The sequence below is a fragment of the Saccharothrix espanaensis DSM 44229 genome, assembly GCF_000328705.1.
Classification (GTDB): Bacteria; Actinomycetota; Actinomycetes; order Mycobacteriales; family Pseudonocardiaceae; genus Actinosynnema; species Actinosynnema espanaense.
This window is the reverse complement of record NC_019673.1, coordinates 4373108-4394443: the sequence shown is the minus strand read 5'-3', so window position 1 is coordinate 4394443 and position 21336 is coordinate 4373108. Positions and strand designations below refer to the sequence as shown.

The 21336-nt window shown below is 74.0% G+C and carries 19 protein-coding genes; 15 read left to right on the top strand and 4 right to left on the bottom strand.

The features are described 5' to 3' along the window. The first annotated feature begins 7 nt into the window (after nucleotides 1-7). Nucleotides 8-538, top strand: coding sequence for a MarR family winged helix-turn-helix transcriptional regulator (locus BN6_RS19405; protein ID WP_015101410.1), 531 nt, complete (start codon nucleotides 8-10; stop codon nucleotides 536-538). Nucleotides 539-553: 15 nt separating this feature from the next. Here BN6_RS19405 and BN6_RS19400 read toward each other — a convergent pair whose 3' ends face one another. Further along, on the bottom strand, nucleotides 554-916 hold the full coding sequence (locus tag BN6_RS19400; RefSeq protein WP_015101409.1) for a winged helix-turn-helix transcriptional regulator: 363 nt from the start codon (nucleotides 914-916) through the stop codon (nucleotides 554-556). 103 nt (nucleotides 917-1019) lie between these two features. Here BN6_RS19400 and BN6_RS19395 point away from each other — a divergent pair, with 103 nt between their 5' ends. The 7 genes from BN6_RS19395 to BN6_RS42135 all read left to right on the top strand — a co-directional run bounded on the left by BN6_RS19395 (nucleotide 1020) and on the right by BN6_RS42135 (nucleotide 6672). Continuing rightward, on the top strand, nucleotides 1020-1652 hold the full coding sequence (locus BN6_RS19395) for a DsbA family oxidoreductase (protein WP_015101408.1): 633 nt from the start codon (nucleotides 1020-1022) through the stop codon (nucleotides 1650-1652). A gap of 817 nt (nucleotides 1653-2469) precedes the next feature. After that, on the top strand, nucleotides 2470-3285 hold the full coding sequence (locus BN6_RS19390) for an ABC transporter permease (RefSeq protein ID WP_015101406.1): 816 nt from the start codon (nucleotides 2470-2472) through the stop codon (nucleotides 3283-3285). Between the two features lie 23 nt (nucleotides 3286-3308). Then, nucleotides 3309-4325 (top strand): taurine ABC transporter substrate-binding protein, encoded by a 1017-nt coding sequence (locus BN6_RS19385; protein WP_015101405.1) that lies wholly within the window; start codon nucleotides 3309-3311, stop codon nucleotides 4323-4325. Next, a complete protein-coding gene (locus BN6_RS19380; RefSeq protein ID WP_015101404.1) occupies nucleotides 4318-5085 on the top strand; it encodes an ABC transporter ATP-binding protein in 768 nt (255 codons plus the stop codon). Before BN6_RS19385 ends, BN6_RS19380 begins: the two co-directional genes overlap by 8 nt. Nucleotides 5086-5104: 19 nt before the next feature. Then, nucleotides 5105-5944 (top strand): TauD/TfdA dioxygenase family protein, encoded by an 840-nt coding sequence (locus BN6_RS19375; protein ID WP_015101403.1) that lies wholly within the window; start codon nucleotides 5105-5107, stop codon nucleotides 5942-5944. A 27-nt stretch (nucleotides 5945-5971) separates the two neighbouring features. Continuing rightward, entirely contained in the window at nucleotides 5972-6214 is a 243-nt protein-coding gene (locus BN6_RS43920) for a helix-turn-helix domain-containing protein (protein WP_197540288.1), read from the top strand. A gap of 137 nt (nucleotides 6215-6351) precedes the next feature. Next, complete coding sequence (locus BN6_RS42135) at nucleotides 6352-6672, top strand: hypothetical protein (RefSeq protein WP_015101401.1); 321 nt, start codon at nucleotides 6352-6354, stop codon at nucleotides 6670-6672. Between the two features lie 450 nt (nucleotides 6673-7122). Here the strand turns inward: BN6_RS42135 and htpG are convergent, their stop codons facing one another. Further along, the gene (gene htpG, locus BN6_RS19365; protein WP_015101400.1) at nucleotides 7123-8994 is read right to left on the bottom strand and encodes a molecular chaperone HtpG; all 1872 of its coding nucleotides are present in this window, start codon (nucleotides 8992-8994) and stop codon (nucleotides 7123-7125) included. Nucleotides 8995-9143: 149 nt separating this feature from the next. Between htpG and BN6_RS19360 the strand changes: the two genes are divergently transcribed. Both BN6_RS19360 and BN6_RS19355 read left to right on the top strand, forming a co-directional pair. Beyond that, complete coding sequence (locus BN6_RS19360) at nucleotides 9144-10784, top strand: RNA ligase family protein (RefSeq protein WP_015101399.1); 1641 nt, start codon at nucleotides 9144-9146, stop codon at nucleotides 10782-10784. Beyond that, complete coding sequence (locus BN6_RS19355) at nucleotides 10784-13462, top strand: RNA repair domain-containing protein (protein WP_015101398.1); 2679 nt, start codon at nucleotides 10784-10786, stop codon at nucleotides 13460-13462. Before BN6_RS19360 ends, BN6_RS19355 begins: the two co-directional genes overlap by 1 nt. Nucleotides 13463-13593: 131 nt before the next feature. Here BN6_RS19355 and BN6_RS19350 read toward each other — a convergent pair whose 3' ends face one another. Continuing rightward, nucleotides 13594-15087: a long-chain-fatty-acid--CoA ligase gene (locus BN6_RS19350; RefSeq protein WP_015101397.1), complete on the bottom strand. Its 1494-nt coding sequence runs from the start codon at nucleotides 15085-15087 to the stop codon at nucleotides 13594-13596. A gap of 154 nt (nucleotides 15088-15241) precedes the next feature. Between BN6_RS19350 and BN6_RS19345 the strand changes: the two genes are divergently transcribed. After that, the gene (locus BN6_RS19345; RefSeq protein WP_015101396.1) at nucleotides 15242-15883 is read left to right on the top strand and encodes a TetR/AcrR family transcriptional regulator; all 642 of its coding nucleotides are present in this window, start codon (nucleotides 15242-15244) and stop codon (nucleotides 15881-15883) included. Nucleotides 15884-15914: 31 nt separating this feature from the next. Continuing rightward, nucleotides 15915-17399: a carboxylesterase/lipase family protein gene (locus BN6_RS19340; protein WP_015101395.1), complete on the top strand. Its 1485-nt coding sequence runs from the start codon at nucleotides 15915-15917 to the stop codon at nucleotides 17397-17399. Nucleotides 17400-17482: 83 nt separating this feature from the next. Here BN6_RS19340 and BN6_RS19335 read toward each other — a convergent pair whose 3' ends face one another. Beyond that, nucleotides 17483-18184, bottom strand: a complete 702-nt coding sequence (locus tag BN6_RS19335) for a FadR/GntR family transcriptional regulator (RefSeq protein ID WP_015101394.1) — start codon at nucleotides 18182-18184, stop codon at nucleotides 17483-17485. Nucleotides 18185-18254: 70 nt separating this feature from the next. Between BN6_RS19335 and BN6_RS19330 the strand changes: the two genes are divergently transcribed. The 3 genes from BN6_RS19330 (at nucleotide 18255) to BN6_RS19320 (ending at nucleotide 21077) form a co-directional block, all read left to right on the top strand. Continuing rightward, nucleotides 18255-19007, top strand: a complete 753-nt coding sequence (locus tag BN6_RS19330) for a (Fe-S)-binding protein (protein WP_041317370.1) — start codon at nucleotides 18255-18257, stop codon at nucleotides 19005-19007. 79 nt (nucleotides 19008-19086) lie between these two features. Beyond that, a complete protein-coding gene (locus BN6_RS19325) occupies nucleotides 19087-20493 on the top strand; it encodes a lactate utilization protein B (protein ID WP_015101392.1) in 1407 nt (468 codons plus the stop codon). Then, nucleotides 20490-21077 carry a LutC/YkgG family protein gene (locus BN6_RS19320; RefSeq protein WP_015101391.1) on the top strand — a complete coding sequence of 196 codons (588 nt, stop codon included), beginning with the start codon at nucleotides 20490-20492 and terminating at the stop codon, nucleotides 21075-21077. The genes BN6_RS19325 and BN6_RS19320 overlap by 4 nt, the downstream gene beginning before the upstream one ends. The last annotated feature ends 259 nt before the right edge of the window (nucleotides 21078-21336 follow it).

The following is a 21336-nucleotide window of genomic DNA, read 5'->3' as shown; positions in this document are numbered from 1 at the left end:
CCGCGGCATGCGGGACGAGATCTCCGAGCTGGTGGACGAGCGGTTCTTCGCCTGGATGGCCACCTGGAAGGCGCAGACCCTGGCCGCGCGGCGGATCGAGGCCGTGCTGCGCGACCACGCCGGGCTCACCCTGACCTGGGGCGAGGTCCTCTCCCGGCTCGGCGCGGCCGAGGGCCACCGGCTGCCGATGAACGAACTGGCACAGCAGGTGTTCGTCTCGCGCAGCGGGATCAGCCAAGTGGTCACCGCGATGGCCAAGCAGGGCCTGGTCGAGCGCCAGGGCGATCCGGACAACCTGCGGATCACCTACGCGGTGCTGACCGACCAGGGCCGGGAGGTCCTGCGCGGCTCCACCACGACGTTCCTGGGCGCGATCCGCGAGGTGTTCGCCCGGCACGTGACCCCCGAGGAGGCCCGCGCCATCACCTCCGCGATGAACCGGGTGACCGAGGCTTTGGGCGGCGCCCCGGAACCGCCGGACGCCGAGGCGATGATCGAGAACCTGCTCCGCGTCGTGGGCGAGACCGGGCCCGCCTGACGACCCCGGAGCGGGTCAGCGGGCCTGCGCCGCGTCGGCCGACGCGCGGGCGTCGAGCACGGCGGGCATCCGGGCCTGCACGTGGTCGATGAACGCGAGCAGGTGGTCCGCCGTGCTCTCGCCGAGTTCGGTCAGCGAGTAGTTCACGCTCGGCGGCATGGCCGCGAGCACCTCGCGGCGCACGAAACCGTCGCGCTCCAGCGCCTGGAGGGTCTGGGCGAGCATCTTCTCGCTGACCCCGTCGACGCGGCGGCGCAGCGCGTTGAACCGGGCGGGCCCCTTGCGCAGGCCGGCCAGGGTCAGCACGCCCCACCGGCCGGTCAGGTGATCCAATACCGCACGCGACGGGCAGTCCTTGGCGAAGACGTCGAACTTCACCCGGACAGCTTACCGCCGGTGAGCGCTGCGTAAAAGTCAGTGCTGTGGAAACCACAGTGTAAGGTGGGCCGCGACCACCCCCGTGCTCTTGAGGAACAGTCACATGCGCGTTGAAATCTGGAGCGACCTCGTCTGCCCGTGGTGCTACATCGGCATCACCCGGTTCGAACGGGCCCTCGCCGAGTTCGGGCACGCCGACGACGTCGAGGTCGTGCACCGCTCGTACGAGCTGGACCCGTCCCGCGCCCCCGGCGCGACCGAGTCGGTGCCCGACATGCTCACCGCCAAGTACGGCCCGCGCGGCGCGACGATGGACGGCGAGGTCGCCGAGCTGGCCCGCGGCGAAGGTCTCGACTACCGGACCGACCGCGAGGTCGGCAGCACCGTCGACGCCCACCGGCTGCTGCACTTCGCCCGGGAGCAGGGCCTCCAGCACCGCCTGGTGAAGCAGTTGTTCACCGCGCACTTCGGCGAGGGCGCGTCGCTGTTCACCACCGAGTCCCTGGTCGCGCTCGCCAAGGACGCCGGGCTCGACCCGGTCGAGGCGCGCGGCGTGCTGGAGGACCCGCAGTCCCACCTCGACGCCGTCCGGGCCGACGAGGGCGAGGCCGCGCGGCTGGGCGCGAACGGCGTGCCGTTCTTCGTGATCGACCGCAAGTACGGCGTGTCCGGCGCGCAGCCCGTGGCGACCTTCGCCGAAGCGCTGACCACCGCCTGGGCCGACACCCACGCCTGAGTCCGGAGTTGCCCTGTCCGGCGGCGGCTGTCGCCGGACAGGGCACGCCTCGCGAACCTCCGCGTCCGCGCACAGCGACAACCCGGGGCCGGTGTAGAACAGCCCTCGGGCTCGGGCGTGCCTGACAAGCCCGCGACCACGATGACCGCCAGCAGCCGCCGGACGGCACCTACCGCGACGGGGAACAGCCCGCGCGCATGGCTTCGGGCTGCCGAAGCCGTGCCGCACCCGGCCTCGGATCGACGGTGGGAGCGGGCGGATCACGTGGTGCGCGACCGGCCGGTGCCGTGGTCGAGCAGCAGGCGTAGCGCGGGCGCGAAGTCAGCGAGTGTCGGGCGGGTCGGTGACACCAATACCTGGTGCAGCAGGCCGTTGAACAGGGCGGTCAGCGCGCGGGCCGTCGACGCGGGCAGGTGCCGGGCGAAGACGCTCGTAGGCCACCACCCCGGTCACGCGGTGCCGGCAGCACCAGGAAGTCCGACAGCTCGGCACTCAGATCCACTTGTGCGGTAAGAGAGTCTGCGCATCGACGCACTCGGGCCACGTTGCGCGTCGCCACCAGGCGCACCGCCGCCTCCACCAGTTCGTCCAGGTCGGCGAAGTGGTAGGTCGTGGATCCCAGCGGCACACCGGCTTCGGCCGCCGCACGATGCGTTCCCGCCGGCCGGGGTCACGGCTTCGCGCCGATGTCATGAGATCTCCTCCGGAGCAAGGCTTTCGTCGCGGGTGTCCACGGAGCGGGAATTTCGATCAGGCGATGTGCACTTCTGTACATTCACCGCCGACCACGATTCCCCGCCTCGGCACGGAGTTTTCCATGGCCCAGAAGGAAACGCGACGCGTCACGCTGTCCGCCACGCGCGCGGTCCTCGTCCGCGTCGCGGCGGTGGCGACGCTGCTCGCGATCTGGGAGTTGTTGGCGCTGGCCGAGTTCTGGCCGCCGGCGGTGCTCCCCGGCCCGGGGCGGGTGTGGGAGCAGCTGCTCGCCGCCTCCGACAGCGGCAACGGCCAGGGCGGGTACGCCGGGTCCACAGTGGTCGAGCGGCTCGGCGTGAGCCTGCGCCGGGTCGGCTACGGGGCCGGCTACGGGATCGTGGTCGGTGTCCTGCTGGGGCTGGCGATGGGGTTGGTCCCGCTGGTCCGCGCGGTGGCCGAACCGTTCGTGACGTTCCTGCGCGCGCTGCCGCCGCTGGCCTACCTCAGCCTGCTGGTCATCTGGTTCGGCATCGACGAGGAACCCAAGGTGTACCTGCTGGTGGTGGCGGCGTTCCCGCCCGTCGCGGTGGCCACGGCGGCGGCCGTGACCGGCGTGAACCGGCAGTACGTGGAGGCCGCCCACGCGCTGGGCGCGAGCAGGCTCGGTGTCGTCGGCACCGTCGTGCTGCCCGCGTCCGCGCCGGAGATCCTGACCGGCGTGCGGCTGGCCGTGGGCGTGGCCTACAGCTCGGTCGTCGCCGCCGAGACCGTCAACGGCGCGGACGGCATCGGGGGCATGGTCCTCAACGCCCAGCGCTACAACCAGACCGCGGTCGTCCTGCTCGGGCTCGTCGTCATCGGCGTGACCGGGCTGCTCATCGACACCGCCATCCTCGCGCTGCAACGCGCCGTCTCGCCGTGGCGGGGGCGGGCGTGAGCGCCGACACCGGGAGCCCCCTGATGCCCGTCACCCGCAGATCGGTCCTGTCGTTGCTCGCCGCCGCGCCGGTGCTGGCCGCGTGCGGGGTGGGCGGCTCGTCGTCGTCCGGTGCGGGCGGGCGGCAGGTCCGCATCGCCTACCAGAACTTCGCGGACAGCACGCTGCTGCTCAAGGACCAGGCGGTGCTGGAGAAGGCGCTGCCCGACCACCGGATCGCCTGGACGTCGTTCGACTCCGGCGCGAGCATCAACACCGCGTTCCTCGGCGGTGCCATCGACCTGGCCGTCATCGGCAGCAGCCCGGCCGCCGCGGGGCTGTGCCCGCCGCTGAACATCCCCTACCAGGTGGTGGAACTGCTCAACGTGATCGGCGACAGCGAAGCGCTGGTGGTGCGCAAGGGAAGCGGCATCACCGACATCAAGGGGCTGGCGGGCCGCAAGGTCGCCGCGCCGTTCAGCTCCACCGCGCACTACAGCCTGCTGGCCGCCTTCGAGCAGGCGGGCGTCGACCCGGCGTCGGTGACGCTGGTGGACCTCGAACCGCAGAACATCCAGGCCGCCTGGCAGCGCGGGGACATCGACGGCGCGTACGTGTGGACGCCGGTGCTCGGCGTGCTCCAGCAGGACGGGATCACCCTCACCGACAGCGCCCGGCTCGCCGCCGCCGGCAAGCCGACGCTGACCTTCACCGTGGCGCGCAAGGAGTTCGTCGAGCAGAACGGCGACGTGCTGGACAAGTGGCTGGCCGCGACCGACGACGCCATCAAGAAGATCAAGAGCGAACCGAGGGCGGTGGCCGAGGCCGTGGCCCGGCAGATCGGCGCGGGCGTGGACGACGCGCTGGCGCAGCTCAAGCAGAACATCTACCTCGACCACGCCGAGCAGCGCGCGCCCGAGTACTTCGGCACGGCCGAGGCGCCGGGCAAGCTCGCCGACCAGCTCCGGGCGGCGGCGGAGTTCCTGCACCGGCAGAAGAAGGTCGAATCGGTGCCGGACGTGGCGGCGTTCCGCGCGGCCCTGCGGGTGCCGCGTGGGTGAGCCGCTGGTCGACCTGGTCGGCGTGGAGCACCGCTACCGGGCCAAGAACGTGGACGTGCCCGCTCTCGGGCCGCTGGACCTGAGCGTGGCAGCCGGCGAGTTCCTGGTCGTGGTCGGGCCGTCCGGGTCCGGCAAGAGCACCCTGCTCCGGCTCGTCGGCGGGTTCGAGCGGCCGACCACCGGCCAGGTCCGGGTGCTCGGCGCGACACCGGTTCCCGGCCGCGACGTCGGCACGGTGTTCCAGCAGCCCAGGCTGTTCCCGTGGCAGACCGTGGGCGGCAACGTCGCCACCGCGCTGCGCTGGGCGGGCGTCCCGCGCGCCGCGCGGCCCCAGCGCACCCGCGACCTGCTCGACCAGGTGGGCCTGGCCGAACTCGGGCCGCGCCGCACGTGGGAGATCTCCGGCGGCCAGCAGCAGCGGGTGGCGATCGCGCGGGCGCTCGCCGCCCGGCCCCGGCTGCTGCTCATGGACGAGCCGTTCGCCGCGCTGGACGCGTTGACCCGCGAACGGCTCCAGGAGGACGTCCGGTCGCTGACCGACGGCGAGCGGGGCGTGGTGTTCGTGACGCACAGCGTGGACGAGGCCGTGTACCTGGCCAGCCGCGTGGTCGTGCTGTCCGACCGGCCCGGTCGGATCGCGCTGGACCTGCCCGTCGCGCTGCCGCGCACGGGTGTCTCCGCCGACGAGCTGCGCGGCTCGGCCGAGTTCGCCGCCCTGCGCGGCGAGGTGGCCGGCGCGGTCCGCGCCGTGGCGGCCTGAACCAGGGGGAATCGGGACCATGACGCAGATCGAGCCGCTCACGCCCGTTCTCGGCGCGCGGGTGACCGGCGTCGACCTCGCCGGCGTGCGGTCCGCCGAGGCGGGCGCACCGCTGCGCGCGGCGCTGGTCGAGCACAAGGTGTTGGTGTTCCCCGACCAGTCGCTGACCCCGACCGCCCACCGCGGGTTCGCCGCCGCGCTGGGCGAGCTGACCCCGGCGCACCCCGTCGTGCCGGGGCTGGACGCGGACCACCCCGAGATCTACGTGCTCGACGCGGGCGACGGCGGCAAGGCCCCGGTGTGGCACACCGACGTCACGTTCATGGCCCGCCCGCCGCTCGGCTCGGTGCTGCGGGCGGTGACCCTGCCGCCGACCGGCGGCGACACGTGCTGGACCGACCTGGAGGCGGCCTACCTGTTCCTGTCCGAGCCGCTGCGCGACCTGGCCGACAAGCTGACCGCGGTGCACGACGGGCGCAAGGACTTCGAGGAGTACCTGCACGAGCGCCTGGGCGGCGAGGGCAACACGTGGGAGGGACAGCGCATCCGTTCGCTGGAACCGGTCGAGCACCCCGTGGTGCGGGTGCACCCCGAGTCCGGGCGGCGGAGCCTGTTCGTCAACCCCGGCTTCACCACGCGGCTGCTCGGCGTGTCGGAGGCGGAGAGCCGGGCACTGCTGGACGTCTTCTTCGCCGCGGTCGGCCGACCGGAGTTCACCGTGCGGCACCGCTGGCGAGAGGGTGACGTGGTGGTGTGGGACAACCGGAGCACGGCGCACTACGCGGTGGACGACTACGGCGACCAACGCCGCGTGATGCACCGGATCACCTTGCGCGGAGACGTGCCGGTCGGGGTTTAGGTCGTGTCCTCGTCCGGGCTGACGGGCGTGATTCCCTGGCGAACCGGGCGCAACCACGCGAGCTCGCCGCCGAGATCGCGGGCGCGTCGGCGGGACCGTCTCACCCCGCAGAAGCTCCAGGTCGTCCGACCGGCGGGGGGCGGCACGAGCCCGCAGATCGCCACGCAGCTGTTCGTCAGCCCGCGCGCGGTCGAGCACCACCGGTATCGGTCGTTGCCGAAGCTCGGCGTCCGGTCGCGGCGCGCTCTGTCCACAGTGGACGTCGGCTGACGTCGCGGCCCCGAAGGCGAGCGCGACGACGGCGCACGGCGGAGTGCGGGTGCCGTCGAAGGGTCCTGGCTGCGGAGCAGGCCCATTGCCCGAAACGGCCGTTTCGGGCAAGGTGCCGGACTGCGAGTATCGCCGTCATGAGACCCCTCTTCCTCTCGGCCGTCATCGCCACGGCCTTGCTGCTGCCGGCGACGCCCGCCTCGGCGACGACCGACCCGGCGACCGCTCACCCGGCGACCGCCGCCGACTACACCGTGCCCCGGTCCGCCACGTCGAGCGCATCCGCGCGGGGCAGCGACGCGGCGATCGAACTCGCCGCCTCGTACGCGCGCGGCGCGGTCGTCGCCGTCGGCGTCGACTGCGTCGGCTGGCGGTACTCGATCGTCAAGCTCGTCGAGCACCCGAGCACGTCCCTCTACAGCGCGACCGTGGCCGCGAGCGCGACCTGCGTGCAGTGACCTGGTTCGAGACCGCACCGCCGTCCTGCTGACGGACCCGCTCCTCCCGGGCACGGGCACGACGCCGTTCCGCCGCCGGCGTCGGCCACGCTCGCCGGACCCCGCGCGGACACCACGGCCGGGCCGCCGCGACGACGGTCACCGCGTGGCGGGAGGTCGTGACCGAGTCCGAGAGCGCGTTCGGCGACCTCTACGCGCGGCTGGGCGTGCTGCTCACCCCCGAGGACTCGTCGGGAGTCGTTCTACGACCTGGCGCGAACGTTCACCGCGTTCTTCGAGTCGTGCCCGGTGCTTCACCCCGACGAGCCGGTGCGCGGCAACCGGGTGGCGCTGTGCCGGCTGACCGCCCGCACCCAGGGCCACGGGCCTGGGGCTGCTCGGCACCACCGCGCCGGAGCGGAGGTAGCGGACCGCCGTCGCCCCGGCGCGGGCCGGGGCGACGGCGGCGCGTCACAGCGCGCGCTGGAGGTGTTCGGCCAGCAGGCGGGCGAAGCGCGGCGGGTCGGCCAGGTCGCCGCCCTCGGCCAGCACCGCCGTGCCCAGCAGCAGTTCGGCCGTGCCGACCAGCGCCGAGTGGTCCGGCGAGCCGTCGAACGCCGCGCGCAGCCCAGTCACCAGCGGGTGCTCCGGGTTGAGCTCCAGGATCCGCTTGACGTGCGGCAGCTCCTGCCCCATCGCCCGGTACATCTTCTCCAGCTGCGGGGTCAGGTCGTGCGTGTCGCCGACCACGCACGCGGGCGAGGTGGTCAGCCGCGAGGACAGCCGCACCTGCTTGACCTGCTCCGCCAGCGTGGTGGTGAGCCACTCCAGCAGCCCGGCGAAGTCCTGCTCGCGCTGCTTCGCCTGCTCCTTCTCCTCCTCGGTCTCCAGGTCGACCTGCCCCTTGGCGACCGACTGGAACTCCCGCCCGTCGAAGGCGGGCACCGAGCCGACCCACATCTCGTCGATCGGGTCGGTCAGGATCAGCACCTCGAAGCCCTTGGCGCGCAACGCCTCCAGGTGCGGGGACTGCTCGATCGCGGTCCGCGAGTCGCCGGTCATGTAGTAGATGTGCCGCTGGTCTTCCTTCATCCGCTCGACGTACGCGGCGAGCGTGGTCGGCTCCTCGTCGTCGTGGGTCGAGGCGAACGACGAGACGGCCAGGATGGCGTCGCGGTTCTCGGTGTCGGCGACCAGGCCCTCCTTGACGACCGCGCCGAACTCCTTCCAGAACGTCCGGTAGGACTCGGCCTTGTCCGCCATCATCGTCTTGACGGTGGACAGCACCTTCTTCACCAGCCGCCGGCGCATCAGCTGGATCTGCCGGTCCTGCTGGAGGATCTCGCGCGAGACGTTGAGCGAGAGGTCCTGCGCGTCCACCACGCCCTTGACGAAGCGCAGGTACTCCGGCATCAGCTCTTCGCAGTCCTCCATGATGAAGACCCGCTTGACGTAGAGCTGGACCCCGCGCTTGCGCTCGCGCATGAACAGGTCGAACGGGGCCTGCGACGGCAGGAACAGCAGCGCCTGGTACTCGAAGGTGCCCTCCGCCTGCATCCGGATGGTCTCCAGCGGCGCGTTCCAGTCGTGGCTGACGTGCCGGTAGAACTCGGCGTACTCCTCCTCGGTGACCTCGGAGGCGGGCCGCGCCCACAGCGCCTTGCGCGAGTTGACGGTGGTGGGCTCGCCGCCCTCCTCCGCCGCCGCGAGCCGGATGGGCCAGGTGATGAAGTCCGCGTACCGCTTGACCACCTCGGTGATCTTCGCGGTGGAGGTGTAGTCGGCGAGCTGGTCCTCGGCGTCGGCGGGCTTGAGGTGCAGGGTCACCGAGGTGCCCTGCGGCACGTCCGGGACGTCCTCGATGGTGTAGGTGCCCTCGCCGGTGGACTCCCAGCGCACGCCCTCCACCGAGCGGGGGTGCTTGGTGACCAGGGTGACCTTGTCGGCGACCATGAACGTCGAGTAGAAGCCGATGCCGAACTGGCCGATGAGGTCCTGGGACGCGGCGGCGTCCTGGCTCTCCTTGAGCTTCTGGAGGAACTCGGCCGTGCCGGACTTGGCGATCGTGCCGATCAGGCCGACCACGTCCTCGCGGGTCATGCCGATCCCGTTGTCGCGCACGGTGAGCGTGCGCTGCGCGGGGTCGACCTCGATGGCCACGTGGAGGTCCGAGGTGTCGGCGACCAGGTCCTTGTCCCGGAACGTCTCCAGCCTGAGCTTGTCCAGGGCGTCCGAGGCGTTCGACACCAACTCGCGCAGGAACGTGTCCTTGTTCGAGTAGATGGAGTGGATCATCAGCCGCAGCAGCTGACGCGCCTCTGACTGGAACTCCAGCGTTTCCACGTTCTTCCTTTCGATCCGTGCACCGTCGACCAGCGATGGTAACGACCGGCGGCGGCGCGGTGTCGCGGAAATCCGTTCGATCACGCGTGTCGGTGCTCTCTAGGGTTCAGCTCGATTCCACCGGGCCGGTCGTGGGGAGGGGAAACGCCATGCGCACGCACTACCCGCGCACGCCGCACCTCCCGTGGTCGCCGGGCGCGTCGGCGGACGACGTGCGGGTCACCGGGCTGGACGGGCTGCGCGGCCGGGAGGTCGTGGTCACCGAGAAGCTCGACGGCGAGAACACCACGTTCTACGCCGACGGCCTGCACGCGCGGTCGCTGGATTCGGCGCACCACCCGTCGCGGTCGTGGGTCAAGGCGCTCCAAGGGCGGATCGCGCCGCACCTCGCACCCGGCCGGCGGATCTGCGGTGAGAACGTCTACGCGCGCCACTCCCTGCCGTACTCGGACCTGGAGAGCTGGTTCTACGGCTTCTCGGTCTGGGACGGCGAGCGCTGCCTCGACTGGGACGGCACGGTCCGGTTCCTGCGCGGGGTGGGCGTGCCCACTCCCCCGGTGTTGTGGCGCGGTGTCTTCGACGAGCGCGCGTTGCGCAAGCTGCGGGTCGACACCGACCGGCGCGAGGGGTTCGTGGTGCGGGCCGTCGCCGGGTTCGACCGCGCCGAGTTCGGGTCGCGGGTGGCGAAGTGGGTGCGCGCCCGGCACGTGCAGACCAGCACGCACTGGATGAACGCGCCGGTCGTGCCGAACGGGCTGGCCCCGGCGTCGGTGTTGTGGGACGTCCGGTCCGGTGCGCCGTTCGCCGTCGCAGACCTGATGGCGGTCGTCGGCGTGGCCGGGGACGCGGGGCCCGCCGAGCAGGTCGCCGCCGAACTCGGCGCGACCGGTGACGCGCGGCTGGCGGGCGTGCTGGCGGCGGCCCTGCACGGCGACCGGCGCGGACCGGTGATGTCGGCGCTGGCCGGCCCGGTCGGCGTCGGGGTCGCCCGGCGGGTCGGCGACCTGGTCGGCCTGCACCGGCTGCCGCACGAGCCGTTCCCGGACCAGGCGCGCCGCCGGGGCCTGCTGCGGCTGTCCACGGCGGTCGACCTGGCCGTGCTGCACGCGGTGTCGGCGGCGGTGCTGCCGCCCGGCGAGCGCGACGCGCGGGAGCAGGTGGCGTGGTCGGCGCTGCACGCCGAGGAGGTCGGCCGCTGGGACGGCCTGCGGGCCGCGCTGCACGGCCGCCGTCGGGCCGAGGCGCGCGACGCGAGCATCCGCGCCGGGCGGGTGCTCGACGTGGCCGAGGCGGAGGCGGTGACCTGGCGGTGGCGGTCCGGCGACTTCCCGACCCTGATCCAGACCTGCGGGTTCGCCGGCAGCGGCAAGTCGACCTTCGCCGCCGGGCTGCCCGACGTGGACGTCCGGGTGTCGCTGGACGACCTGCGCGAGGACGCCGGCGACCGGTCCGACCAGCGGGACAACGCCCGCGTGCTGCGGGAGGGCCTGGACCGGCTGGGCGCCGCGCTGCGCGCGCACCGGACCGTCGTGTGGGACGCCACCTCGCTCACCGCCGGGCAGCGGGTGGCCGTGCACGCGGTCGCCCGCCGGCACGACGCGTGGCTGACGCACGCCGTGCTGCTGGTCGGCGAGCAGGAAGCGGCGCGGCGCAACGGGTCGCGGGCGTGCCCCGTGCCGGGCCAGGTGCTCGCCGCGCAGGCCCGCCGGTTCGACCCGCCCTACCCGTGGCAGGCCCACCGCACCTGGTACGTGGGCGCGGCCGGCGAGATCGCCGACGAGGAGCCGTGATGCGCACCAGCGAGCAGGTCTACCACCAGATCCGCTGGGACCCGAGGCTGGACCCGGCCCGGTTCGTGCTCGGCGTCCAGCAGCGCGGGCTGCCGCCCAAGCGGGTCCCGCTGCCCACGTTCACGCCCGGCGGCGACGTGCCGTGGCACCGGGTGCTGTTCGTGGAGGCCGACGGCGAAGCGGTGTGGGACCGGGAGACCGGGGTGGACCGGGTCGGCGAATCGGCGGCGGGGCGGGTGCGCGCGCCGCGCCTGCTCAACCCGTCGGTGTTCACCGCGAGCACGCCGCACGCGTGGGACCCGGCGCGCGGCTGGGTGCCCGCCGAGCCGGGTGGCACCGAACTGGGTGATGCCGAACTGGGTGGCGCCGTGTCCCCGGCGGCGGTGCGGGTGCTGACCTGGAACGTCCTGTGGGACCGGTACGACCGGGAACTGGTCGACACCGCGCGCCGGCGGCCGTTGCTGCTGGCCGGGCTCGCGGCGGCGGACGCGGACGTGATCGCGCTCCAGGAGGTCGAGCCCGACCTGATGGCGCTGCTGCTGGCGCAGCCGTGGGTGCGGGCGGGCTACGCGCTCGACGTCGACCCGACCGCGCCGGACGTGGACCGCACCGGAGTGGTGGTGCTGAGCAGGCTGCCGGTGCTGGCGGCCGGGCGGCTCCCGCTGAGCGCCCACAAGGCGGTGGCCGCGGTCGTCGTGGCCACCGAGGCCGGCCCGCTGGTCGTCGCCGCCACCCACCTGACCAGCGACCACACCGCGAACGGTGCGGGCAAGCGGCGGGCCCAGCTGGCCCGGATCGGCGAGGCGCTGGCCGGCGTGGCCGGCGACGTGGTGCTGGTCGGCGACTTCAACGACGGCACCCGCCGGCCGGCCGCCGCGCTCGGGCTGCGCGACGCGTGGCTGGAGGCGCGCGCCGACGAGCCGCCGACCTTCGACCCGGTGGTCAACCCGCTGGCGGCGGTGTCGTCGCTGACCGGGCGGGCGGCCCGGCTGGACCGGGTTCTGGTGCGCGGGCGGCTGCGCTGCGCCGTGGCGGACCTGGTGGGCGACCGGCCGGTGGACGGGCGCTACGCCTCGGACCACTTCGGGGTGCTGGCGACGTTGGCCCCGCCGGCGTCGGCCGGGGTGCTCGACGTGGAGCCGACACCGCGCACCGCCGTGGTGTGGCTGCCGGGGCCGTGGGCGGAGGTCGAGCGGCTGCGCCGGGAGCACGACCCGTGCGCGGACCGCTGGCCGGCGCACGTGACGCTGCTGTTCGGCTTCGTGCCCGAGTCGGACTTCGAGCGGGCCGCGCCGCTGCTGGCCGACGCGGTCGCCGAGCTGCCGCCGTTCCAGGTGCGGATCGACGGCGTGCGGGAGTTCAAGCGTGACGTCGTGTGGCTCGACCCGGCCGCGGGGGGTGCCGCCCCGTGGACCGCGCTGCACGACGCGGTTCGCCAGCGCTTCCCGGGCTGCCCGACGCGCGACGGCTTCACCCCGCACCTTACGGTCGGCCGCTCGCGGCGGGCGGCCGAGCAGGTCGGCGCGCGGACCGACCGGGTGGACGAGGTGGTGGTGCTGTCCCGGCGCGGCGACGGCCCGATGCGGCCCCGGTTCGCGGTCGCCCTGGGCACCGGCGAGGTCCGCTGGTGCGCCGAGGAGGCCGACCCGCCGGGCCCGTCGCTGGACGCGGTGGCCGACCGGGTCGCCGGCGTGCTGGCGGCGGCGCTGGGCGAGGTGCACGTGGTCGGGTCGCGGCGGACGGGCTGCGCGCTGCCCGACGGCGACCTCGACCTGATCACCGTCGCTTCCGCCGCGGACGCTGTGGCGGAGCGGGTGCGGGTGGCGCTGCCGGCGGCGAGTGCGCTGCGACCGGTGGTCGGAGCGCGGTCGCCGGGGTGGCGGCTGGACGTGGGCGGGTTGGGGGTCGACCTGACCGTGGCGGTGGCTGGCAACCCGGCGGCGTGGAGTTCGCTCGGCGACGCCGAGGCGGTCCTCGCCGCCGTGGGCGACCGGGTCGACCGGTTCCGGCGGCTGGCCCGGGAGGTGAAGGGGTGGGCGCGGGCGCGCGGGCTGGACTCCGCGCCGTTCGGCGGGGTCCCGGGCGTGGGCTGGGCGGTGCTGGCGGCCCGGACGGTGCTCGACGCCGGTGACGGGTTCGACGGCGGCGGGCTCGCGGAGTTCTTCGGGACGTGGGCCGCGTGGGACTGGCGGGACCCGATCGGTCTCGGCGCGGTGCCCGAGCGCACCGGGGCGCCCGTCACGATCATGACGCCCGCCGCCCCGGTGCGCTCGTGCACCGAGCAGGTCGGGCCCGGATTCCGGGACCTGCTGACCGCCGAGCTCTACCGGGCGTGGGAGGTCGTCGAAGCCGGCGGCACGGACCTGGCGACGCCGCCGGACCTGCACCGGGTGCACGCGGCGTGGGCCGTGGTGACGGTCCCGCACGACCGGGTCGGCCCGGTGCGCGGCCGGCTGCGGGCGCTGCTCACCGCGCTGGAGACGGCGGGAGTGGCGGACGCGGACGCGTGGCCCCGGCCGTTCGAGCGCGACCGGGACGCGGTGCGGTTCGCGATCGGGCTGGGCCGCCGCCCGCCGGACGTGGCCGAGCTGGGCCGGCTGGTCGCGGGGTGGCGCGCCGGGCTGACCGGGGTCGAGGTGGTCCGAGTGGCCAACGGGGACGTGCCGACCCTGCGCTGAGCCGCCGGCCACGGGCCTTCAGGGTGCGCTTACCGAGACGGCTCGCCGGTGCGACACCGCCCGGGGCGGAACTGCTCTCCTGCGGGCTGCCGGTGTCCGGGGTGGCCTCGTGGGCTGAGCGACCGCCGCGCTCAGGACAGGACGTCGACGGTCGGTGTGATCTCGCGCTTGAGGATCTTGCCGGTCGGTCCCTTGGGCAGGGCGTCCACGATCTGCACCGCGCGCGGGTACTTGTACGGCGCGACCTGGGACTTGGCGAACTCGCGCAACTCCTCGGGCGTGGTGTCCGAACCGGCCTTCAATGCCACCACCGCGACGACCTCCTCGCCGTGCAGCGGGTGCGGGACGCCGACCACGGCGACCTCGGCCACCGCGGGGTGTTCGTAGAGCAGTTCCTCGATCTCGCGCGGGTAGACGTTGAACCCGCCCCGGATGATCAGGTCCTTCTTGCGGTCCACGATCCGGAAGCAGCCGTCCTCGTCGCGCACGCCCAGGTCACCCGTGCGCAGCCAGCCGTCCGGGATCGCCTCGGCGGTGGCCTCGGGGTTGCGCCAGTAGCCCTTCATCACGTTGTGGCCGCGCACCGCGATCTCGCCGGTGTCACCGTCGGGCACCTCCCGGCCCGCCGGGTCGAGCACGCGCATCTCGACGCCGGCGACGGGCGTGCCGATGCTGCCCGCCTTGCGCGGCCGGTCGGGGTGGTTGAAGCAGGCCACCGGGGAGGTCTCGGACAGGCCGTAGCCCTCCAGCAGCGTGCAGCCGAACGCGTCCTCGAACGCCCGCAGCACCTCGACCGGCATGGCCGCGCCGCCCGACACGCAGACCCTCAGCGACTCGCAGCCGCCGCGCTCGGGCACGGTCAGCATCGCGCCGTACATCGTCGGCACGCCCGCGAACACCGTGACCCGGTCGCGGCGGATGATCTCCACCGCCTTGGCCGGGTCGAAGCGCGGCAGCAGGGTCAGGCCCGCGCCCGCCGAGATCGCGCAGTTCAGGCCGACGACCTGGCCGAACGAGTGGAACAGCGGCAGGCCGCCGAAGATCACGTCGTGCTCGCTGAGCCGCACCAGCGTGGTGCGGGTGACCTCGGTGTTGCGGGTGAGGTTGTCGTGGGTCAGCTCCGCGCCCTTGGGACGGCCGGTGGTGCCGGAGGTGTAGAGGATGACCGCCGTGTCCGACGGCTCGCGCGGCTCGACCCCCGGCAGCGGCGGCACCCCGGCCAGGACCTCGGCGAACCCGGCGGCCTCGACCGGCACGAACCGCGCGCCGGCCGCCCGCGCGCCCTTGGCCGCCTCCTCGGCGAACTCGTGCCACCCGAGCAGCAGCGCCGCGCCGGAGTCGGCCAGGTGGTACTCGATCTCCCGCGACTTGAGCAGCGGGTTCATCGGCACCACGACCGCGCCGGCGCGCAGGATCCCGTAGTAGAGCACCGCGAAGTGCGGCACGTTCGGCAGCAGCAACCCCACCCGGTCACCAGACTGCACGCCCGCCTCGCGCAGCAGCGACGCGGTCCGGGCGCTCGCGGCGTCGAGGTCGGCGTAGGTGAGCACGACGTCGTCCAGCTTCACGGCCGCGCGGTCGGGGAAGCGGGCCGCCGAGGCCACCAGGATCGAGGCGAGGTTCACGTCCGGACTGCTAATGCGCGGTCTCCTCCGACATCGCCGACACGCGGCTCAAGCGGTGCCTACCGATCGATCGGTTGGCTCACTTTTACGATAACATCCGTGTTTGACGCCACACCGCCGATCGATCGGTCGGTGTTGAACCAAGGAGGCGCACGTGGACGAGGGTTGGCAGCCGCGCCGGGTCGCGGCGGTGGCCGCCGAGCTGCCCGAGGGCGTGACCCCGGCGGGCACCCGCGGCCGGATCCTGAAGGCCGCGCTCGCCCTCTACGCCGAGACCGGCTTCCACGGCACGTCGATCCGCCGGCTCGCGGACCGGGTCGGCATCAACTCCGCCACGCTCTACTCGCACTACCCGTCCAAGGAGCACGTGCTCGCCGAGCTGGTCCTGATCGGCCACCGCGAGCTGCACACCCGGCTGACCGACGCGCTGCGCCGCTGCGAGGCCGACCCGGCGGCGCAACTGGCCGCGCTGGTCCGCGCGCACGTCCTGGCGCACGCCCGCTACCCGCTGCTGGCCGCGGTGACCAACAGCGAGCTGCACGCGCTGGCCCCGGCCCAGCTCGCGCCGTCGCTGGAGCTGCGCGAGGCGTGCCGCCGGTTGATGCACGACGTGATGGCGCAGGGCGTGGCCGACGGGACGTTCTCCGTGCCGGACCCGACGCTGGCCGCCATCGCCATCGGCGGCATGGACATGCAGGTCGCCCAGTGGTTCGGCCCGGACCAGCCGTACCCGGCGGACGTGGTCGCCGACCACTACGCGCGGTTCGCGCTGCGGATCGTCGGCCTCGACAGCTGACCACCCCGACCAGGCAAAGGAAGGCACCCCGATGACCACCGTCCAGACCAGCCACGGCGTCCTGCGCGGCACCACGACCGACGACGGCATCGCGGTGTTCAAGGGAGTCCCGTACGCCGCGCCGCCGTTCGGCCCGAACCGTTTCCTGCCACCGCGGCCGGTCCAGCCGTGGGAGGGCGTGCGCGACGCCGTCGAGTTCGGGCCCACCGCGCCGAAAGCCCCGTACACGCCGCCGTTCGACGCGCTGATCCCCGAGGTCGACATCCCGGGCGACGAGTGCCTGAACCTCAACGTCTGGACGCCCGACCCGGCCGGCCGGCGGCCGGTCGCGGTGTGGCTGCACGGCGGCGCGTTCGCCAACGGCTCGGGCTCGGTGCCGCTCTACGACGGCGGCCGGTTCGCCCGCGACGGCGTGGTCTGCGTGACGGTGAACTACCGGCTGGGCCCGGACGGCTTCCTGCACCTGGGCGAGCGCGGCGACCCGGCCAACCTCGGCCTGCTCGACCAGCTCGCCGCGCTGGCCTGGGTGCGCGCCGAGATCGCCGCGTTCGGCGGCGACCCGGACGCCGTCACGGTGTTCGGCGAGTCGGCCGGGGCGATGGGCATCGGCGCGCTGCTCTCCGCGCCGCTCTCGGCCGGGCTGTTCCACCGGGCCGCGTTGCAGAGCGGCGCGGCGCACCACGTGCTCGGCCCGGACACCGCCCGCGCCGTCGCCCACCGGCTGGCCGGGGTGCTCGGCGTCCCGGCGACCCGCGAGGCGCTGGCCGCCGTGCCGCTGGACCGGCTCACCGCCGCCGCGCAGGAGCTGCGCGGCCAGGTCACCCCGGATCCGGCGGAGTGGGGCGAGGTGGCGCTGAACGTGATGCCGTTCGAACCCGTCGTGGACGGCGACCTGCTACCCGTGCCGCCGATCGAGGCGATCGCCGCCGGCGCGGGCGCGGGGGTGGACGTCCTGGTGGGCACCAACCGCGACGAGTTCCGGTTCTTCACCGTGCCGACCGGGATGCAGGGCCTGATCGGCGAGCCGCTCCTGCTGGCCACCGCCGCCCGCTACGGCCTCGACCCGCAGGAGGCGCTCGCCGCGTACCGCGCGGAGGACGCCGACGCGTCGGCGGGCGACATCATGGCCGACCTGTCCACCGACTGGTTCTACCGGCTGCCCGCGATCCGGCTGGCCGAGGCGCGCGCCGGCGCGACCGGCCGCACGCACGTCTACGAGTTCGCCTGGCGACCGCCGACGTTCGACGGCCGGCTCGGCGCGTGCCACAGCCTGGAAATCCCGTTCGTCTTCGACAACCTGGCCGACCCGGCAGTCGCGCCGCTGCTGGGCGACGGGCCGCCGCAGGACCTCGCCGACACCGTGCACGCGGCCTGGGTGTCGTTCGTGACGACCGGCGACCCTGGCTGGCCCGAGTACGACACCGCGCGCCGCGCCACGATGGTTTTCGACACCCCGTCGACCGTCGTGGACGACCCCCGCCCTCACGCCCGCGCTTTGTGGGACGGCAAGCGCTAGTGCGGTTACCGCCGCTCCCCCGGAGTCTCCGCCGCCGCGAGAGCCCCGCAGCACGCGGACCCACTTCACGCCAGATCCGCGCGTTACGCCGGGTCCGCGTGGCGTGCCCATTCGCGGTAGAAGCCCTCTACGTGCCGGGTGACGCGTTGGGCCGCCGTGTCGCCGTCACCGGCTCGGATCGCCCGCAGCACGCCCCGGTGTTCACGGCGCAGCCGCACGGCGGTGCGGTTCCAGTCCGGGAGCGTGGCGACGGCGTCGAGCACGGTGGTGTGGATGGCGTCGCGCAGGGCGGCCATCACGGCGGTGTTCACCGCGTTGCCCGCCGCCGCCGTGAGCGCCACGTGGAAATCGGCGTCGAGCTGGTGGAACGCGTCGGCGTCCAGCTCCGGGTCGTCCATCCGGTCGAGCAGGTCGGCGGCGCGGTCCAGCTCGGCGCAGTCCCGGACGCCGGCGGCGGCCCGTGCCGAGTGGCCCTCGATCATCACCCGGGTGCCGACCAGGTCGGCCAGCGGCAGCCGGCGGGTGGCCAGGTGCAGCCGCAGCGCGGTGCCCAGGCCGCCGGCCGGGTCGGCGATGACGGTGGTGCCCGCGTCCGGGCCCGACCCGACGCCGCTGCGCACCACGCCGAGGGCCTGGAGCACGCGGATCGCCTCGCGCACGGTGGGCCGGCTGACGCCGAGCTGCTCGGCGAGCCGCCGTTCGGCGGGCAGCTGCCCGCCGACGGTCAGGCGGCCCGCCGCGAGCTGGTCCTCGACGTGCCGCAGCACGGCCGCGTAACCGTTCACCCGACGCCTCCTCCGTGTGGTCGGACCACAGCCCTGGTGTGGTCTGACCACACAGCCTAGTGTGGACGCCGTGAGAGTCGCGCTGTTCGTCACCTGCCTCGTGGACGGCCTGTTCCCGGACGTCGGCAAGGCCACCGTCGCGCTGCTGGAACGCCTCGGCCACGAGGTCGTCGTGCCGCGCGGGCAGACGTGCTGCGGCCAGATGCACGTCAACACCGGGTACGCCGGGCAGGCGCTGCCGATCGTGCGCAACCACGTGCGGGCGTTCGCGGACGCCGACGTGGTGGTGGCCCCGTCCGGCTCGTGCGCGGGGTCCGTCCGCCACCAGCACGCCCACGTGGCCCGTGCGCACGGCGACGCCGGCCTGGGCGACGAGGCGGAGCGGATCGCGGAGCGGACCTACGAGCTGTCGGAGTTCCTGGTCGACGTGCTGGGCGTGACCGATGTCGGCGCGTACTTCCCGCACCGGGTCACCTACCACCCCACGTGCCACTCGCTGCGCGTCCTGCGCGTCGGCGACCGGCCGCTGCGGCTGCTGCGCGAGGTGCGCGGCATCGACCTGGTCGAACTGCCGGCCGCCGAGACGTGCTGCGGGTTCGGCGGCACCTTCGCGGTCAAGAACGCCGACACGTCCACGGCGATGCTCGCGGACAAGATGCGGGCGGTGCTCGACACCGGCGCGCGGGTGCTCACGGCGGGCGACTCGTCGTGCCTGATGCACATCGGCGGCGGCCTGAGCAGGCTGCGCGCCGGAGTGCGTCCGCTGCACCTGGCCCAGGTCCTGGCGAGCACCGCCGACCGGCCCGCCGAGGTGGCGCGATGACCTCCCCCGCCGTGACCACCCCCCGCAGCGAGCCACCCCCGACCGCGCGCATCGGGAAGCGACCGGCGGAGGGGGCGCGATGACGTTCCTGGGCATGCCCACGCTCAGCGGCGAGCCGTTCCCGGTGGCCGCGCGCGCCGGCCTGGAGAACGCGCAGATGCGGCGCAACCTGACCAAGGCCACCGGCACGATCCGGGCCAAGCGGGCGGCGGTCGTCGCGGAACTGCCCGACTGGACGCGGCTGCGGGCCGCCGGCGCGGCGATCAAGGACTCCGTGCTGGCCGACCTGCCCACCCACCTGCTGCGGCTGGAGGCGGCGCTCACCGAGCGCGGCACCACCGTGCACTGGGCGCGCGACGCCGCCGAGGCGAACCGGATCATCACCGACCTGGTCACGGCGACCGGCAGCACCGAGGTGATCAAGGTCAAGTCCATGGCCACCGCGGAGATCGGCCTCAACGAGGCGCTGGCCGCGGCCGGCATCCGGGCGGTCGAGACGGACCTGGCCGAGTTGATCGTGCAACTCGCCGACGACAAGCCCAGCCACATCCTGGTGCCCGCGATCCACAAGGGCCGCGCGGAGATCCGCGACCTGTTCAGGCGCGAGATGCCCGGCGTGGACCCGGACCTGACCGACGACCCGCGCGCGCTCGCGGAGGCGGCGCGCAAGTACCTGCGGCACAAGTTCACCACCGTGGACGTGGCGGTGTCCGGCGCCAACTTCGCGGTGGCCGACAGCGGCGCGCTGGTCGTGGTCGAGTCCGAGGGCAACGGCCGGATGTGCCTGACCCTGCCGCGCACCCTGATCAGCGTGGTCGGCATCGAGAAGCTGGTGCCCACGTGGCAGGACCTGGAGGTGTTCCTGCAACTGCTCCCCCGCTCGTCCACGGGCGAGCGGATGAACCCCTACACGTCGGTGTGGACCGGCCCGACCGAAGGGCAGACCGGCCACGTCGTGCTGGTGGACAACGGCCGGGCGGCCACCCTGTCGGACCCGGCCGGGCGGGCGGCGTTGCGCTGCATCCGGTGCTCGGCGTGCCTGAACTCGTGCCCGGTGTACGAGCGCACCGGCGGCCACGCCTACGGGTCGGTCTACCCCGGCCCGATCGGCGCGGTGCTGTCACCACAGCTGACCGGCGTGGAGCACAACCGGACGCTGCCGTTCGCGTCGTCGCTGTGCGGCGTCTGCTACGACGTGTGCCCGGTCGCGATCGACATCCCGTCGATGCTGGTGCACCTGCGGGAGAAGGTGACCGAGTCCGAGGGCGTGAACGCCGAGGCGGCGGCGATGCGCGCCGTGGCGTGGGTGATGTCCGACGCGAAGCGGTGGCGGCGGGTCCTGCGCGCGGGCCGGTTCGGCCGGGCGCTGGGCCGCCGCCGCGACCGCATCGGACGGCTCCCCCCGCCGCTGTCGGCCTGGACCGACGCGCGCGACCTGCCCCGGCCGCCGCGGCAGACCTTCGGCGACTGGTGGGAGTCCCGGTGAGCAGCGCCCGCGACGAGGTACTGGCCCGCGTCACCCGCGCGCTCGCCGACCGCCCGGCCGCGCCGGTCGTCCCGCACGACTACCGCCGCGAGCGCGGGCCCGGCGAGGTCGAGCTGTTCGCCGAGCGGGTCCGCGACTACCGGGCCGAGGTCCACGCGGTGCCCGCCGCCGACGTGCCGGCCGCCGTCGCCGAGGCCCTGCGCGCACGCGGCGCGTCCGCCGTGGTGACCCCGCCGGGAGTGCCGGACGAGTGGGTGCCGGCGCAGGTGCGCACGTCGTCGGCGGAGGCGGCGGACGCCGTGGTCACCGGCTGCCACGTGGCGGTGGCCGCGACGGGCACGATCGTGCTCGACCACGACGCCCCCGACCAGGGCGTCCGGGCGCTGACCCTGCTGCCCGACTACCACCTGGTGGTCGTGCCCCGGGACCGGATCGTGGCCGACGTGCCCGACGCGGTCACCGCCCTGGCCGGGGTCCGCACCCAGACGTGGATCAGCGGTCCGTCGGCCACCAGCGACATCGAGCTGGAACGGGTCGAGGGCGTGCACGGCCCCCGCACGCTGGTCGTGGTCGTCGCGCTCTGACCCCACGGAAACCGGGGTGTCACCTGTCGGTGTCCCACCGGCCGTTCGCTCACCCCGCGCGACGAACCGGTTGCGACACCCAGGTGACGCCGTGCCACGGTCCGGCGAATCAACCCGCGCCGATCTGGGGTGCACCCAACCGCCCGTGGCACTGTCGACCGGCGGACGGAGCACGGTCGAGCCCTGGTCGGGAGAAGACAGCATGAGCCGGCACATCAGCGAGGAACGGCACCCTGGCCCGCGCAGCGCGACCACGGAC